We start from the raw sequence: 15,762 nt of genomic DNA, 5'->3' as shown, positions 1-15,762 counted from the left end.
CCCCCATGTCCACCACAGCCGTCGACCTCGTCCTCTTCGACCTCGACGGCACCCTCACCGATTCCGCACCCGGCATCCTCGCCGGTTTCGATCACGCGCTCGCGACGGTGGGGAGCCCGCCGCCCGGCGACGACGTCCGGGCGCACGTCATCGGTCCGCCGATGATCGACACGTTCCGGTCCCTCGGTCTCGACGAGGACAGGGTCGAGCGCGCCCGCGCCGCCTACACGGAGTACTACGACAGCCGCGGCTGGTCCGAGAACCGGGTGTACGAGGGCATCGTCGACGTGCTGGACGCGCTCATGGCCGCCGGTGTCCCGATGGCGGTCGCGACGTCGAAGAACGAACGATTCGCACGGCGCATTCTCGAACACTTCGGCCTGGCCGACTACTTCCGCTTCATCGCGGGCGCCAGCGACGACGGCAGCCGCCGGTCCAAGGCGGACGTCGTCGCGCGCGCACTCGAGCAGGTGGGGCGCCCGGCTCGGTCCACGGCCGAGGGCGGTACCGCGTCGGTGGTGATGGTCGGCGACCGCGACCACGACGTGTTCGGCGCCGGGCACTGGGGCATCCCCGTCGTCCTGGTCCGGTGGGGATACGGATTCGAGTCCGAGCACGACGCGGCCTCGTGGTCCGTCGGATCGGCGGCGGAACTCACCACGCTGCTCTCCTCGCTCACGACGGACGCGGCATGACGGTGCACGTGACCTTCGTCTGCACGGGCAACATCTGTCGGTCGCCGATGGCCGAGAAGATCGTGACGCAGGCCCTCGCGGATGCCGGGATGGACGACCGGGTGCGCGTCACCAGCGCCGGCACGGGCGACTGGCACGTCGGCGACGCCGCCGACCCGCGCGCCGCTGCCGAGCTGGAGTCGCACGGCTACCCGTCGGCCCATCGCGCCCGCACCGTCGATGCCGAGATCCTGGGTGCGGACCTCGTCGTCGCGCTGGATCGAACTCACGAGCGCGACCTCCGTCGCCTCGGCGTCCCCGCGGACCGGCTGGCACTGCTGCGCTCGTTCGACCCGGACGCCGATTCCGACTCGGTGGCCGATCCGTACTATGGCGACGACGGCGACTTCCGGACGGTGCGCGAGCAGATCGAGGCGGCCGTCCCCGGTCTACTCGAGGCCCTCACGCAGCACTGACACCCCCGTCGCGACGCGACGACTACGCTGTGTAGTCGTGCGCCGACTGTCGTTCCTTCTCCGTCCCGGGTGGTTGGCACTCGCGGCTGTCGTCATCCTCTTCGCGTACCTCTGCTTCTCCGTTCTCGCGCCCTGGCAACTGGGCAAGAACACCACCACGTCGGCGCGGAACGAGCAGATCAGCCGCTCCTTCGACGCGGAACCGGTCGATGCTGCCGACCTGTTGACCGAGCAGGTCGTCGCCCCCGAGGACGACTGGCGACGGGTCGTGGTCACCGGGACGTACGACGCCGACAGCGATGTGGTGGTCCGCCTGCGCAGCGTCGACGACACCCCGGCCTTCGAGGTCCTCACCCCGTTCGTCACCGACGCCGGGCCCACGATCCTGGTGAACCGCGGCTACGTGCTGCCCACCACGGGTATCGACGTCCCGACCTTCGATCCCCCGCCGGCCGGCACCGTCACGCTGGAGGGCCGCCTGCGCGTCTCGGAACCGTCGGTTCCGGACAAGCCCGCCGTCGCCGGTCCCGGGGTCCCGCAGGTCTACACGATCACGCCCGCCCAGGTCGGTGAGTTGACCGGCACCGATCCGGTCGACGGGTACGTGCAGCTCGCCGACGCGCAGCCCGGCGGTCTCGGTGTTCTCGCGCTGCCGCAGCTCGACGCCGGGCCTTACCTGTCCTACGGGTTGCAGTGGCTGGCGTTCGGCATCATGGCTCCGCTGGGTCTGGCGTACTTCGTGCGCGCCGAGATCAAGGAACGGCGGCGTGGCAACGCCGAGTCGAGTGACGATCTCGAACCGAGCGACGATCTCGAGCCCACCGCCGCTCCCGACGAGTACGACGACGGACTGGACGCGCTGCTGAAGCCGCGGCGAGGCCTACGAAGGAAGTCGGCGCCCGCGGCCGAGTCGACGACGCTGCTGACCGATCGCTACGGCAAGAAGCGCTGACACCGCCGCGGCGCTCGCCTGCACCGCGGCCGACAGGCGCACCGCACGCCGCAGATCGTTCGTCGTGGGGACGCTTCCCCGGCCCAGGACGGGCCGCTGTTCGACACCGTGCGCGTAGGCCGTCTCGCCGCCGAGCCGTACTCCGAGGGCGCCCGCGGCGGTCGACTCGGTCACTCCGGCATTCGGGCTCGGATGGTCGGACGCGCTCGCGCGCCACGCGGCCAGGGCGTCCCGCGGCGTCCCACCCACCGTCGGCGCCGATGCTGCCGTGAGGAGTCCGGTGAGTCGGGCGGGGATCAGGTTGACCACGTCGTCGAGCCGGGCGGCACACCATCCGAACCGTTCGTAGCGCGGCGAGTGGTAGCCGATCATCGCGTCGAGGGTGTTGACGGCGCGGTAGCCGACGGCGCCGGGAGCCCCTGCCACCGCGGCCCAGAAGAGCACGCCCGTCGTCGCGTCCGAGGTGTTCTCGGCCACCGATTCGAGCGCCGCCCGCGCCGCGCCCGCGTCGTCCAGCAGAGCGGGATCACGCCCGCAGAGCGACGGCAGAATCGCCCGCGCGGCCGGAAGATCGTTGGCGTCCAGGGCGTCGGCCAGCGCGAGACCCGTGCGGGCCAGCGTCGTTCCGCCGAGACACGCCCAGACCGCGGCGGCCGTCAGCGTCGCACGCGGAACCGGGTGATCGCGCACGAGTCGATCCGCCGCGGCCGTCGCGCCGATGGCTCCACCGACGAGCAGTGCGGTGTGGACGGTTCCGGCGAGTCGGTCGTCCCGGTACGTCCGCGTCTCGAGGGCGGCGGCGAGAGATCCGAAGGCGGCCACGGGATGACGGCGTCGTGGATCCCCCAGCATCAGGTCGGCGAGGTATCCGGACACGATTCCGACGGCGGGTGCGGTGATCATCGTCTGCGATCCTATCCGCCGCGTCACGGTCAGATAGTCGGACGTCCACGTATTCGGCTACCCTGTGCGCATGACGGAGTCGGCGCGGACGCAGGACTGGCACACCGGCGCGGACGGCGAGCTGTATCCGCCGGAGCCCTGGTACCTCGGCGGCACCCTGCTGGTGTCGGTCTACCGCGTTCCCGTCCACGAGCTCCCGCAGGACGTGGTGTCCGCCGTGTCCGACGCCGATGCCCGGCTGGTGACGGTCGGCGGGCACGCTGTCGTCTCCGCGGCCTTCGTGCGCTACACCTCGGGCGGCGTCCTGTCCTACGACGAGTTGATCGGCTCGGTACTCGTCCGGCGCGGCGTCACCGTCATGGCCACCATCCCGCACATCTGGGTCGACAGTCCGCAGTCCCGCACCGGTGGGCGCGAACTGTGGTCCATACCGAAGCATCTGGGCGAATTCCGCCGCGAGACGAGCGGGCCGCGTGTCACCGCGTCGATGACGTTCGACGGTGCCCCCGTCGCGGCGCTCGACGCGCGGGTCGGGCGCCGACTCACACCGGGCACGCCGCGCATTCCGCTCACCACCGCACAGCACCTCGGCGGTCGCACCGTCGTGTCCCGCAACACGATCTACGCGACCACCCGCGCGCTGTCGACGACGTGGACGTTCGCATCGGACGGTCCGCTGGGTCACCTGCACGGACGCACGCCGACCGTGAGCGTGGCACTCGCCGACGCCTCCATCGTGTTCGGTGGACACGTCGACCGACGCTGAGCTCGTTGGGGTTGACTGTGGGTCCGCCTACACAGGAGACCCCATGACCGACCTACAGAACTTCGCCGACACCGTCTTCACCGCCGCAGCCGGGCTGCAGGTCACCACGGCCACCGGCACCGAGGTACGCGGACACATCGATCTGACGAGCGATCATCACACCCCGTGGGGCGTCGTGCACGGCGGCGTCTACGCCTCGGCCGTCGAATCGGCCGCGAGTATCGGTGCGAGCGTGGCGGTCTCGGACCGCGGACAGTTCGCGGTCGGCGTCCACAACGGAACGGACTTCCTCCGGTCGATGACCGAGGGGCGGGTCGACGTGGTCGCCACCCCGCTGCAACAGGGCCGGGTACAGCAGCTCTGGCAGGTGATCATCACCAGCGCCGACTCAGGTAAGGAGATCGCCCGCGGTCAGGTGCGACTGCAGAACGTGGCGAACCCGAACGCCTGACTAGAAGCTCCAGCCGCGGAACAGGTAGCTGATGCGGATCAGGATGTCGACGAGCCCTGCGGACATGTGTTCCTCCGACGTTCGTGCCTGTCAGCGGGCTCGGGTCGCCCCCCTGTCCCAGAACACTAGGCACCAGCCGGCCCGTCGGGGGTCGCAACACGGAGAACGGGCGACGTTCTCGTGTCAGTCGGCGAGGGAACGCCACGGTGCCGCGCCCTCGATCTCGAAGGCCACCTCGAGCAGCGTTCGCTCGTCGCCCTGCACACCGGAGAACATGACCCCCACCGGCAGTCCGGCGCTCGAGCGCCCCAGCGGCAGCGACATCGCCGGCGCTCCCGCCACGTTGTGCAGCGGAGTGAACGCGGCGTAGGACGTGAGCTTCTCGAGGTACTCGTCGAACGGCACGTGCGGCGACAGATGCCCCAGCCGCGGCGTGGTGTGCCCGAGCACCGGGGACAGCACCAGGTCGACGCTCGCGAACATCGAGGCGTAGTCGGCACCGGCCCTGCGCAGTCGACGCACCACCGACGGCAATCGGTACCGCGTACGACGGAAGCGGTCCGCGAGTCCCACGGTGAGCGTGTCGAAGTCGCGTTCCGTGCGGCCCTCGAGACGCGGCGTCGTCTTCTGCAGAACGTAGGCGAGGAACGACCAGTACTCGACGAAGTCCTCGGGAAAGCGTGGGTCGATCGGCACGGTGGTCATCTCGTCCACCGTGTGACCGAGGCGCTCGAGGAGCGCGGCGGCGTCGTCCAGCGCGGCGAGCGTCTCGACGTCGGTGGGGCCGCCCGCGGGCGACTGCCGGATCACACCGACCCGCAGTCGCCGCGCCGACGGGCCCGTCACGGTGCCGATCGGTCGCAGGCGTCGTGCACTCGCGTGATCGGCCGCGGCCCAGAACGCGGCGGTGTCACGGACACTGCGCGTCAGCACGCCCTCGGAGACGATCGCGACGGGCAGAAGCTTCTCCAGCGCCGGCAGCACGAACCTGCCGCGCGACGGCTTGAGGCCCACGAGCCCCGTGCAGGCCGCTGGGATCCGGATCGAGCCGCCGCCGTCGTTGCCGTGTGCGAGGGGAACCGCCCCCGCTGCCACCAGCGCCGCGGATCCGCCCGAGGACGCGCCCGTCGAGTACTCGGTGTTCCAGGGGTTCCGGGTGGGCGGCCGGGTCGGGAACTCGGTCGACGCGCTGAGTCCGAACTCCGGCAGCGTCGTCTTGGCCATCACACCGAACCCCATCGAGAGCATCTCGCGGGCCACGGGACCGTGCCGGTCCGCGGGACGAGCACGGATGATCTCGGAGCCCTGGCCCGTCGGCAGCCCTCGGACGTCGCTGTTGTCCTTGATCAGCGTCGGCACACCCGCGAACGGCCCCGCCTGGTCGCCGACAACGGGAGTCGTCAGTGGAGGCCCCACCAGCGCGTCCAACTCGGCCATCTTCTCGATGCGCGACAGTGTCGCCGACGCCAGTTCCGCGGCGGAGACCTCGCGCCTGCGCACTCGCAGCGCGAGCCCCACCGCGTCGTCGCGCCCCAACGCATCGTCCGTGAACGCATGTGTCATCGAAGATCCCCCTCGCTTCCGTCACCGGCGCCGCGGTGATTGCGTGCGCGTCCCGCGGGGAACGCTGCACCCCGTGCGCCGCGGTCCGTGGTGCACGCAACTCTAGAGAATGCGGCCGCGACCGGTCCGAGACTCACGTCTTCACCGAATACGGTCGTCAGTTCCTGTCCTGTGCGAAAGGTTTCTCGGGTGTCCACCACTTCCACCTCGGCCGACAATGCGGCCCCCGCGGTCTCCCGACGCGCCTGGCAGTCGTTGATCGTCCTGCTCATGGGCATGTTCATCGCCCTGCTCGACACGACCATCGTCAACGTCGCGCTCCCCACCATCCGCACGAGCCTCGACGCGTCCGAGGCCACCCTGTCCTGGATCATCTCCGGATACGCGCTCGCGTTCGGCCTGGCACTGATCCCGGCGGGTCGGGTGGGCGACCGCATCGGCCACAAGTGGGTGTTCTTCACCGGACTCGCCCTCTTCACGGTGGCCAGCCTCGCGTGTGGACTCGCGCAGAACGATCTGCAGCTCGTCGCGGCGCGCATCGTGCAGGGACTCGCGGGCGGCATCTTCGTCCCCGCCGTCACCGCCTACATCCAGTTGCTGTTCCCGCCGCAGATGCGGGGCAAGGCCTTCGCCATCATGGGCGCCGTCATCGGCGTCTCGTCCGCACTGGGCCCCATCATCGGCGGTCTGATCATCGAGGCCGCCGGCAGCGAGAGCGGGTGGCGGTTGGTCTTCTGGGTCAACCTGCCGTTCGGACTCATCGGCTTGATCCTGGCCGCGAAGATCTTGCCGACCCGCTCCGAGATCGACTCCCCCGACGCCCCCGCCCGCGGTATCGACTGGGTGGGTCTCGCACTCGTCACGGCAGGTCTCGTCGCGATCCTGGTCCCCCTCATCGAGGGCCAGGACACCGGATGGCCGACCTGGACGTATGTGACACTCGGCGCCGGCATCGTGCTCATCGGGCTGTTCGGCGCGTGGGAGGTGCGCTACTCGCGTGCCGGCCGCACCCCTCTTGTCCCGCCGCGACTGTTCACCCGGCCCGCGTTCACCGGCGGGGTCATTCTCGCCCTCGTCTACTTCGCTGCCTTCACGTCGATCTTCTTCACCATCTCGATCCTGTGGCAGACCGGTCTCGGCAACTCGGCGCTCGCCTCGGGCGTGGTGTCGATCCCGTTCGCGATCGGCAGCATAATCTCGTCGTCGCAGTCCAACAGGCTGGCCGAACGTCTCGGCCGTAACGTCCTGGTGCTCGGCACGGCCCTCGTCACCCTGGGACTCGTGTGGGCCTGGTTGGTCCTGCTGTTCACCGATGCGTCGGCCCTGACCAACTGGAAGCTGCTGCTGCCCCTGTTCATCGCAGGCCTGGGCAACGGCGCCTTCATCGCTCCCAATGCGCAGTTCATCGTCGCGACAGTCGATCGGCCCGACGCGGGCGCCGCCAGCGGTGTCATCTCGACGATGCAGCGGGTCGGCAGCGCGATCGGCATCGCCATCATCGGCAGCGTCCTCTTCGGCTCGCTGAACGTCATGGGCCCCGGTGAGGACGCCGTCGCGACGGCGTTCACCGACAGCGCGGCGCACGCCATGGGAGTCAGCGCCGGATTCGCCGTGCTCGCGTTCGTCCTGGTCTTCGCACTACCGCGACGGGCTCACTGATCGTCCGCATCCGGTGCCAGCAGGTGCACGTCGTCGGCGACGATCGATCGCAGTAGTTCGTCGACGGCCTTCACCCGCGCCAGTCGCGTGAGGTCGCGAGGCATCGCGGTCCAGTAGTCGCGGCGCACGGCGAACTCGTCGGGCAACACGCAGACCAGCTGGTCGTCCGGCTCGCCGATGTAGTTGGGCAACGGTGCGATCCCGAGCCCGTGGCGGGCCGCGAGCCAGTGCCCGGTGATGTTGTTGGTCTGGAACTGCGGTCGACCGTCGAGGTGCATGGCGTCGAGGATGCGCAGCGGCACCACGTCCAACAGCGCGTCGACGTACCAGATCAGGACGTGCCGACGCAGGTCGTCGAGGCTCTCCAGTGCGGGCGCGGCGCGGAGGTAGGACGGTGACGCGTACAGCCTGAGCTCGTACGACGCCAGCTTCCGCGATGACATGAATCGCGGCGACGGCCGCTCCAGGCTCACGGCGACGTCGAAGCCGCGGGTGCTCAGCGCGTCGTGCTCCGTGGCGGTGACCAGCTCGACGTCGAGTCGGGGGTGGTCCCGGCGCAGCCGCGTCAGCTGCGGCGTGAGCACGAAGGCACCGAAACCGTCCGGGGCGGCGATCCGCACGGAGCCGGTCAGCGAGCCCACGGACGTCGTCTGGTCCTCGAACGCCGCGATCAGCGTCGACTCCACTGTCTCCGCGTAGCCCACGAGGCGCCGACCCGCCTCCGTCAGCCGCCAGCCCGACGGCGTGCGATCGAAGAGTCGATGGCCCGCCGCCTTCTCCAGACTGGTGATGCGGCGGCCCACCGTCGTGTGGTCGACACCCAGCACTCGCGAGGCGTCGTTGAGGCGCCCGTGGCGCGAGACCTCCAGGAAGAAGCGGAGGTGATCGGCGGAGAACATGCCGTGAGCGTACCCACGACGTGCAGATCTGCACGCAAGAGTGCGCCTTTGGCCTTTGACAGACGCAATTCTGCTAGGGAGACTCAGGTCACAGGCCAGCACTCGACCGAAGGAATCTCCGTGAACACGATCACGCACTGGGTGGACGGCAAGCCGTTCGCCGGCACCTCCGACAAGACCTCCCCCGTCACCAACCCGGCCACCGGTCAGGTCACCGGCGAGCTCGCTCTCGCCACCGTCGAGGATGCCCGCGTCGTCATCGACTCGGCCACCGCCGCCTTCCCCGCCTGGCGCGACACCTCGCTGTCCAAGCGCACCGCGATCCTCTTCAACTTCCGCGAGCTGCTCAACGCGAAGAAGGGCGAACTCGCCGAGATCATCACCGCCGAGCACGGCAAGGTCCTCTCCGACGCGCTCGGCGAGATCAGCCGCGGCCAGGAAGTCGTCGAATTCGCCTGCGGTATCCCGCATCTGCTCAAGGGCGGCTTCACCGAGAACGCCTCCACCGGAGTCGACGTCTTCTCCCTGCGCCAGCCGCTCGGACCCGTCGGCATCATCAGCCCGTTCAACTTCCCGGCCATGGTGCCGATGTGGTTCTTCCCTATCGCCATCGCCGCCGGCAACACCGTCGTGCTCAAGCCGTCCGAGAAGGACCCGACGGCGAGCATCTGGATCGCCGAGCTGTGGAAGGAAGCGGGCCTACCCGACGGCGTCTTCAACGTTCTCCAGGGTGACAAGACGGCCGTCGACGAGCTGCTCGAGAACCGCAACATCAAGTCCATCAGCTTCGTCGGCTCCACCCCCATCGCGCAGTACGTCTACGCCACGGGCACCTCGCACGGCAAGCGCGTCCAGGCCCTCGGCGGCGCCAAGAACCACGCCATCGTGCTCCCCGATGCCGACCTCGACCTCGCTGCCGACGCCATGGTCAACGCCGGCTTCGGCTCCGCCGGTGAGCGCTGCATGGCCATCTCCGCCCTCGTCGCGGTCGGCGACATCGCAGACGAGCTGGTCGCCAAGATCGCCGAGCGCACCACCCCGCTCAAGACCGGCGACGGCACCCGCGGCGCAGACATGGGCCCACTGGTGACCAAGGCGCACCGCGACAAGGTCGCCTCCTACGTCGACGCGGGCGAGGAGTCCGGCGCCACCATCGTCGTCGACGGCCGCACCGTGAAGGCCGACGGCGGAGACGAGGGCTTCTGGCTCGGACCGACGCTCATCGACCACGTCACCCCCGAGATGAGCATCTACACCGACGAGATCTTCGGACCGGTGCTCTCCGTGGTCCGCGTCGACACGTACGACGAGGCGCTGCAGCTCATCAACGACAACCCCTACGGCAACGGCACCGCCATCTTCACCAACGACGGTGGCGCCGCCCGACGCTTCCAGAACGAGGTCGAGGTCGGCATGATCGGCATCAACGTGCCGATCCCGGTTCCCATGGCCTACTACAGCTTCGGTGGCTGGAAGAACAGCCTCTTCGGCGACACCCACGCCCACGGCACCGAGGGCGTGCACTTCTTCACCCGCGCCAAGGCCGTCACCTCCCGCTGGCTCGACCCGAGCCACGGCGGCATCAACCTCGGATTCCCCGAGAACGACTAGTCAGGTCCACGCCGCGCCGCATCGTCTCTCCGCAGTTCGGGAGGCGGTGCGGCATCGGCATTTCCGCTTCACGCACGCCCGACCACGAGAAGGAGCACGACGACGATGTCGACATCCATTTCCTTTCCCCGCTTCCTGCGTATGGGACCCGGCGCCGTCGAGGACCTCGGCCAGGTACTCGACGACCTCGGAGTCGAGCGCCCCCTCCTCGTGACCGACAAGTTCATGGTCAGCACGGGTGCAGCAGACCGCGTCATGGGCATCATCGCGGCCGCCGGCAAGACCGGCGCGCTGTTCGCCGAGACGGTTCCCGACCCCACCACCGACTCCCTCACCGCCGGGGTCGCCGCCGTCGCAGCGCACGACGCGGACGCCGTCATCGGCTTCGGCGGCGGGAGCCCCATGGACACCGCGAAGGCACTGTCGGTGCTGAGCAAGGGCGGCGGCGTCATGCGCGACTACAAGGCACCCGGCCCGTACACCGGACCGGCGCTGCCCATCATCGCCATCCCGACCACGGCCGGAAGCGGTTCGGAAGCAACGCAGTTCACCGTCATCACCGACAGCGAGTCGGACGAGAAGATGCTGTGCCCCGGCCTGTCCTTCCTCCCCATCGCCTCCGTCGTCGACCCCGAACTCACGATGTCCATGCCGCCACGCCTCACCGCGGACACCGGTGTCGACGCGTTGACCCACGCCATTGAGGCGTACGTCAGCAAGAAGGCGAACCCGATCTCCGATGCGTTGGCCCTCAACGCCATGCGCACCATCGGACGGTTCCTCGTACGCGCGTACACCGACGGGGACGACGCCGAGGCGCGCGCCGCGATGATGGCCGCGTCCACCCAGGCCGGGATGGCGTTCTCCAACGCCAGCGTGTGTCTGGTGCACGGCATGAGCCGACCCATCGGTGGCCACTTCCATGTCGCACACGGCTTGTCGAACGCGATGCTGCTGCCCGCCGTCACCGCGTTCTCCATCCCCGGCGCCCCGGAGCGGTACGCGGAGTGCGCGCGGCAACTCGGCGCCGCACATGAGGGTGACGGCGACGACGTGGCCTCGGCAGCACTGGTCACCTACATCGAGAACCTCTGCGCGACGGTCGAAGTGCCATCCCCGAGCGCGCACGGTCTCGATGCGGACAAGTGGGAGAAGCTCGTCCCGTTGATGGCGGAGCAGGCACTTGCCTCGGGCTCGCCGAACAACAACCCGGTGGTCCCCACCGCCCAGCAGATCGAGGAGTTGTACCGGCAGGTGTTCTGACGCTGCCCGGGTCGCTGCGCCGCGCTTGCTTAGTCCGCCGCGCGCTGCGCCCGGCGGTCAGCCCCGTTCACCGCTCAGCCGGCGGCACACCCTTCACCCGGTCCACGAACTCGTCGAGCTCCGCTTCGGTGTACGGCGTGTGCACTCGCACGGTCGATCCGGGTCGCAGCGCCACCGACAACCCCGGCCGCCATTCGCGAGCCGGTCGAACCGGACGCGGGGCGAATCCGCCACCGCAATTGGGGCACACGTTCGACAGGCGCGTGACGCAGGCGGTGCAGAAGGTGCACTCGTAGGTGCAGACATGGGCGTCGACGGACGACGGGGGCAGATCCACGTCGCACCGTTCGCAGTTGGGCCGCATGTCCATGATGTGGGCGCAGAGGGGTTCGAACCCCCGACCGCTGGTGTGTAAAACCAGAGCTCTACCGCTGAGCTATACGCCCCGTCGTTCCCCGACCGAGCCGGGGAACGCGCTCAAGAATCTAGCGTGGCGAGGGCCTTCTCCCAAGCCCCCTGGTCACGGGCCTCGCCCGGACCCATCATCTCGGCGAACCGCACCACTCCGGACGTGTCGATGAGGAAGGTGCCGCGGTTGGCGAACCCGAGGTCCTCGTTGAACACGCCGTACTGCTGCGCCACGGCGCCGTGCGGCCAGAAGTCCGACAGGAGCGGGAACGTGTATCCCTGCTCGGCGGACCAGATCTTGTGCGTGGGAGGCGGACCGACCGAGACGGCGAGCACTGCGGTGTCGTCGTTCTCGAACTTCGGCAGCTCGTCGCGCACCCGGCAGAGTTCACCCTGGCACGTGCCGGTGAACGCGAGCGGGAAGAAGATCAGCAGCACGTTCTTGGTGCCGCGATAGTCCGACAGCGTGACGGGCTGGTTGTTCTGGTCCTTCAACGTGAAGTCGGGAGCCTCGACTCCCACCTCGAGCGTCATCAGCGCTTCGTGGGCTGAGCCTTGGGCTGCACCAGCCGACTGCCGATCCACGCACCGAGGTTCGTGGTGGAGGTCTGGGTGAGGCCCGCGGTGGGTGCGGACTCGGCGATCTCGCTGGGCTCGACATGGCCGGACTGGCCTGTCTTGGGAGTGAGGACCCACACGAAACCGTCGTCGGAGAGGGGGGTGATGGCGTCCATGAGGGCGTCGACCAGGTCTCCGTCCCCGTCGCGCCACCACAGCAGCACGACGTCGACCACCTCGTCGGAATCCTCGTCGACGGTCTCGCCGCCGATCATCTCCTCGACGTCGGCCCGCAAGTCGTCGTCGGTGTCCTCGTCCCAACCCAACTCTTGCACGACCATGTCGCGGGTGACTCCGAGCTTCTGGGCATAGTTCTGGGCGTCCGCCGCGGCGACCACGGTCGTGTCCTCCTTCGAGTCGTGAACCCGATCGAGACCGACCGGGCGATACAGCAAAGTGTGCAGTAGTCAAAGCGAACAGGGTCGGGCGCCCCGGCGCAAGCCGACGCGGCGATCTGCGCGTTTTTCCGTTGCATTGATTTCACGCTTACCCAATCGGGAACCACCTGCACCAAGCGGGGTCCGATGGGGCAGGATTGACCTCGATCACCCGAGATTGACCCAGATCACCGTGAAGCTGCACAGCGGGCCGGCGTCACAGGACCGGCTCGCACTGGACCGGGAGCACACCATGCTCCCGCCACATCGAGGAGAACACACGTTGTCGGAATCGACGAAGGAAGAGCGCACCGACGCGGCAGACGCCGCGATGGGCGCTGTCGCCAGGAAGGCGAGCACGGACGGCCGTGTTCGCGTCATCCGAGAGGGGGTGGCGTCGTACCTTCCGGACATCGACAGTGACGAGACCGACGAGTGGATGGAATCCTTCGACCAGCTCCTCGAGCGCTCCGGGCCGCAGCGCGCCCGCTACCTGATGCTGCGCATGCTCGAGCGTGCCGGTGAGAAGCGTGTGTCCATTCCCGCGCTGACGTCGACCGACTACGTCAACACCATCCCCACCGAGAACGAGCCGTGGTTCCCCGGCGACGAGTCCATGGAACGCCGCTACCGCGCCTGGATCCGCTGGAACGCCGCGATCATGGTGCACCGCGCGCAGCGCCCCGGCGTCGGCGTCGGTGGCCACATCTCCACGTACGCCTCGTCCGCTGCTCTGTACGAGGTGGGCTTCAACCACTTCTTCCGCGGCAAGGACCACCCGGGCGGCGGTGACCACATCTTCATCCAGGGCCACGCCTCCCCCGGCATCTATGCCCGCGCGTTCCTCGAGGGTCGCATTCCGGCCGAGCGCATGGACGGCTTCCGCCAGGAGTACAGCCACGCGGATCAGGGTGGCGGCCTGCCGTCGTACCCGCACCCGCGTCTGATGCAGGACTTCTGGGAGTTCCCGACGGTGTCGATGGGCCTCGGCCCGATGAACGCCATCTACCAGGCGCGCTTCAACCACTACCTCGCCGACCGCGGCATCAAGGACACCACCGATCAGCACGTGTGGGCGTTCCTCGGCGACGGCGAGATGGACGAGCCGGAGTCGCGAGGCCTCGCTCACGTGGCGGCCACCGAGGGTCTGGACAACCTGACCTTCGTCGTCAACTGCAACCTGCAGCGCCTCGACGGCCCGGTGCGCGGCAACGGCAAGATCATCCAGGAACTGGAGTCGTTCTTCCGCGGCGCCGGCTGGAACGTCATCAAGGTCGTATGGGGCCGCGAGTGGGACACGCTCCTGCACAAGGACCGCGACGGCGCCCTGGTGAACCTGATGAACACCACGCCCGACGGTGACTTCCAGACGTACAAGGCCAACGACGGCAGTTACGTCCGCGACAACTTCTTCGGGCGCGATCCGCGGACCAAGGAACTGGTCAAGGATCTGAGCGACGCCGAGATCTGGAACCTCAAGCGCGGTGGCCACGACTACCGCAAGGTCCACGCCGCGTACGCCGCCGCGATGGAGCACAAGGGCCAGCCGACGGTGATCCTGGCGCACACCATCAAGGGCTACACGCTGGGCAAGCACTTCGAGGGCCGCAACGCGACCCACCAGATGAAGAAGCTGACGCTGGACGACCTGAAGGCGTTCCGCGACATCCAGCACATCCCGATCTCCGACGAGGAGCTCGAGAAGGATCCGTACCTGCCCCCGTACTACCACCCGGGCGAGGACTCCCCCGAGATCCAGTACATGCTCGATCGCCGCAAGGCCCTGGGCGGATACGTCCCGGAGCGTCGCACGTCGGCGAAGCCGCTGCCCATGCCGCCCGACTCGACCTACAAGTCGATCATGAAGGGCTCCGGCAAGCAGGAGGTCGCGACGACCATGGCGCTCGTCCGCGTCATGAAGGAACTTCTTCGCGACAAGGAGATCGGCCATCGCGTCGTGCCGATCATCCCCGACGAGGCCCGCACCTTCGGTATGGACTCGTGGTTCCCGTCGCTCAAGATCTACAACCGCAACGGCCAGCTCTACACCTCGGTCGACTCGGAACTGATGCTCGCCTACAAGGAGAACGTCACCGGCCAGATCCTGCACGAGGGCATCAACGAGGCCGGCTCGACGTCGTCCTTCACGGCCGTCGGCACGTCGTACGCCACTCACGGCGAACCGATGATCCCGCTGTACATCTTCTACTCGATGTTCGGTTTCCAGCGGACCGGCGACGGCCTCTGGGCCGCTGCCGACCAGATGGCCCGCGGCTTCGTGCTCGGCGCCACCGCCGGCCGCACCACCCTCACCGGTGAGGGCCTGCAGCACGCCGACGGACACTCGCTGTTGCTCGCGGCGACCAACCCGGCGGCCGTCGCGTACGACCCGGCGTTCTCGTTCGAGATCGCGCACATCATCAAGGACGGTCTGCGCCGGATGTACGGCGGCACCGAGGGTGTGGAGGGATTCGGTGGAGAGAACATCTTCTACTACATCACTCTGTACAACGAGCCGTACCGCCAGCCGGCGGAGCCCGAGAACCTCGACGTCGAGGGTCTGCTGAAGGGCATCTATCTGTTCCAGAAGGGCAAGGCCGACGGCCCGAAGGCACAGATCCTGGTCTCCGGTGTGGGCATGCCGTCCGGGCTGCGTGCGCAGGAACTCCTCGCCGAGGACTACGGCGTGTCCGCGGACGTCTGGTCGGTGACCAGCTGGGGCGAACTCCGCCGCGACGGTGTCGACGCCGAGACCGAGGCCCTGCGCAACCCCGGCGACGAGCCGCGAGTCCCGTACGTCACCAGCAAGCTGCAGGAGGCGGAGGGACCCTTCGTCGCCGCGTCGGACTGGATGCGTGCTGTTCCGGATCAGATCCGTCAGTGGGTTCCCGGCCATTACACGACGCTGGGCACCGACGGGTTCGGCTTCTCCGACACCCGCACCGCGGCACGGCGGCACTTCAACGTCGACGCGGAGTCGATCGTCGTCGCCGTGCTGTCCGCGCTCGCCCGCTCGGGTGAGGTGGACAAGGACAAGGCCGTCGAGGCAGCCGAGCGCTACCAGATCGACGACGTCCTGGCCGCTCCGATCTCCACGGCCGATCCGGGCGTCGCCTGACAGTTGCACCAGGCACGCCGCGTA

Annotated in this window: 15 protein-coding genes and 1 tRNA gene; 9 read left to right on the top strand and 7 right to left on the bottom strand. The window is 68.6% G+C overall.

All coding sequences use genetic code 11. The annotated features are described in order from the left end of the window. The first annotated feature begins 5 nt into the window (after positions 1 to 5). The 3 genes from HQ306_RS08260 to HQ306_RS08250 are packed head-to-tail and all read left to right on the top strand — an operon-like array spanning position 6 to position 2,102. Complete coding sequence (locus HQ306_RS08260) at positions 6 to 695, top strand: HAD-IA family hydrolase (protein ID WP_222630483.1); 690 nt, start codon at positions 6 to 8, stop codon at positions 693 to 695. Then, positions 692 to 1,150 carry a low molecular weight protein-tyrosine-phosphatase gene (locus tag HQ306_RS08255; protein WP_027505775.1) on the top strand — a complete coding sequence of 153 codons (459 nt, stop codon included), beginning with the start codon at positions 692 to 694 and terminating at the stop codon, positions 1,148 to 1,150. The genes HQ306_RS08260 and HQ306_RS08255 overlap by 4 nt, the downstream gene beginning before the upstream one ends. 37 nt (positions 1,151 to 1,187) lie before the next feature. Further along, a complete protein-coding gene (locus tag HQ306_RS08250) occupies positions 1,188 to 2,102 on the top strand; it encodes an SURF1 family protein (protein WP_027505774.1) in 915 nt (304 codons plus the stop codon). Here HQ306_RS08250 and HQ306_RS08245 read toward each other — a convergent pair. Next, positions 2,031 to 3,005 carry a cobalamin biosynthesis protein gene (locus HQ306_RS08245; protein WP_027505773.1) on the bottom strand — a complete coding sequence of 325 codons (975 nt, stop codon included), beginning with the start codon at positions 3,003 to 3,005 and terminating at the stop codon, positions 2,031 to 2,033. The two genes, HQ306_RS08250 and HQ306_RS08245, sit on opposite strands and share 72 nt — an antisense overlap. A 70-nt stretch (positions 3,006 to 3,075) precedes the next feature. On the opposite strand from HQ306_RS08245, the gene HQ306_RS08240 reads away from it, so the two are divergent. Both HQ306_RS08240 and HQ306_RS08235 read left to right on the top strand, forming a co-directional pair. After that, positions 3,076 to 3,771, top strand: coding sequence for an acetoacetate decarboxylase family protein (locus HQ306_RS08240; protein WP_222630481.1), 696 nt, complete (start codon positions 3,076 to 3,078; stop codon positions 3,769 to 3,771). A 43-nt stretch (positions 3,772 to 3,814) separates the two neighbouring features. Next, a complete protein-coding gene (locus tag HQ306_RS08235; protein ID WP_056445720.1) occupies positions 3,815 to 4,222 on the top strand; it encodes a PaaI family thioesterase in 408 nt (135 codons plus the stop codon). 183 nt (positions 4,223 to 4,405) lie between these two features. Here HQ306_RS08235 and HQ306_RS08230 read toward each other — a convergent pair whose 3' ends face one another. Continuing rightward, the gene (locus HQ306_RS08230) at positions 4,406 to 5,785 is read right to left on the bottom strand and encodes an amidase (protein WP_222630479.1); all 1,380 of its coding nucleotides are present in this window, start codon (positions 5,783 to 5,785) and stop codon (positions 4,406 to 4,408) included. A 189-nt stretch (positions 5,786 to 5,974) separates the two neighbouring features. Between HQ306_RS08230 and HQ306_RS08225 the strand changes: the two genes are divergently transcribed. After that, positions 5,975 to 7,444: an MFS transporter gene (locus HQ306_RS08225; RefSeq protein WP_027505769.1), complete on the top strand. Its 1,470-nt coding sequence runs from the start codon at positions 5,975 to 5,977 to the stop codon at positions 7,442 to 7,444. On the opposite strand, the gene HQ306_RS08220 is transcribed toward HQ306_RS08225, so the two are convergent. Continuing rightward, a complete protein-coding gene (locus HQ306_RS08220) occupies positions 7,438 to 8,343 on the bottom strand; it encodes a LysR family transcriptional regulator (RefSeq protein WP_222630477.1) in 906 nt (301 codons plus the stop codon). The genes HQ306_RS08225 and HQ306_RS08220 overlap by 7 nt on opposite strands. A gap of 120 nt (positions 8,344 to 8,463) precedes the next feature. On the opposite strand from HQ306_RS08220, the gene HQ306_RS08215 reads away from it, so the two are divergent. Next, complete coding sequence (locus HQ306_RS08215; protein WP_042575241.1) at positions 8,464 to 9,954, top strand: CoA-acylating methylmalonate-semialdehyde dehydrogenase; 1,491 nt, start codon at positions 8,464 to 8,466, stop codon at positions 9,952 to 9,954. 105 nt (positions 9,955 to 10,059) lie between these two features. After that, complete coding sequence (locus tag HQ306_RS08210; RefSeq protein ID WP_222630469.1) at positions 10,060 to 11,217, top strand: iron-containing alcohol dehydrogenase; 1,158 nt, start codon at positions 10,060 to 10,062, stop codon at positions 11,215 to 11,217. 67 nt (positions 11,218 to 11,284) lie between these two features. Here the strand turns inward: HQ306_RS08210 and HQ306_RS08205 are convergent, their stop codons facing one another. The 4 genes from HQ306_RS08205 to HQ306_RS08190 form a co-directional block, all read right to left on the bottom strand. Next, positions 11,285 to 11,581, bottom strand: coding sequence for a DUF1272 domain-containing protein (locus HQ306_RS08205; protein WP_261769464.1), 297 nt, complete (start codon positions 11,579 to 11,581; stop codon positions 11,285 to 11,287). A gap of 10 nt (positions 11,582 to 11,591) precedes the next feature. Then, positions 11,592 to 11,663, bottom strand: a tRNA-Val gene (locus tag HQ306_RS08200). A gap of 31 nt (positions 11,664 to 11,694) precedes the next feature. Continuing rightward, positions 11,695 to 12,159, bottom strand: coding sequence for a peroxiredoxin (locus tag HQ306_RS08195; protein ID WP_204868236.1), 465 nt, complete (start codon positions 12,157 to 12,159; stop codon positions 11,695 to 11,697). Then, positions 12,159 to 12,581: a DUF3052 domain-containing protein gene (locus HQ306_RS08190; RefSeq protein WP_027505760.1), complete on the bottom strand. Its 423-nt coding sequence runs from the start codon at positions 12,579 to 12,581 to the stop codon at positions 12,159 to 12,161. The genes HQ306_RS08195 and HQ306_RS08190 overlap by 1 nt, the downstream gene beginning before the upstream one ends. A gap of 370 nt (positions 12,582 to 12,951) precedes the next feature. Here HQ306_RS08190 and aceE point away from each other — a divergent pair, with 370 nt between their 5' ends. Next, entirely contained in the window at positions 12,952 to 15,738 is a 2,787-nt protein-coding gene (gene aceE, locus HQ306_RS08185) for a pyruvate dehydrogenase (acetyl-transferring), homodimeric type (RefSeq protein ID WP_239533026.1), read from the top strand. Positions 15,739 to 15,762 lie beyond the last annotated feature (24 nt).

This window comes from Rhodococcus sp. BP-160, assembly GCF_019836205.1.
GTDB lineage: Bacteria > Actinomycetota > Actinomycetes > Mycobacteriales > Mycobacteriaceae > Rhodococcoides.
This window is presented reverse-complemented; position numbering and strand designations above follow the sequence as displayed.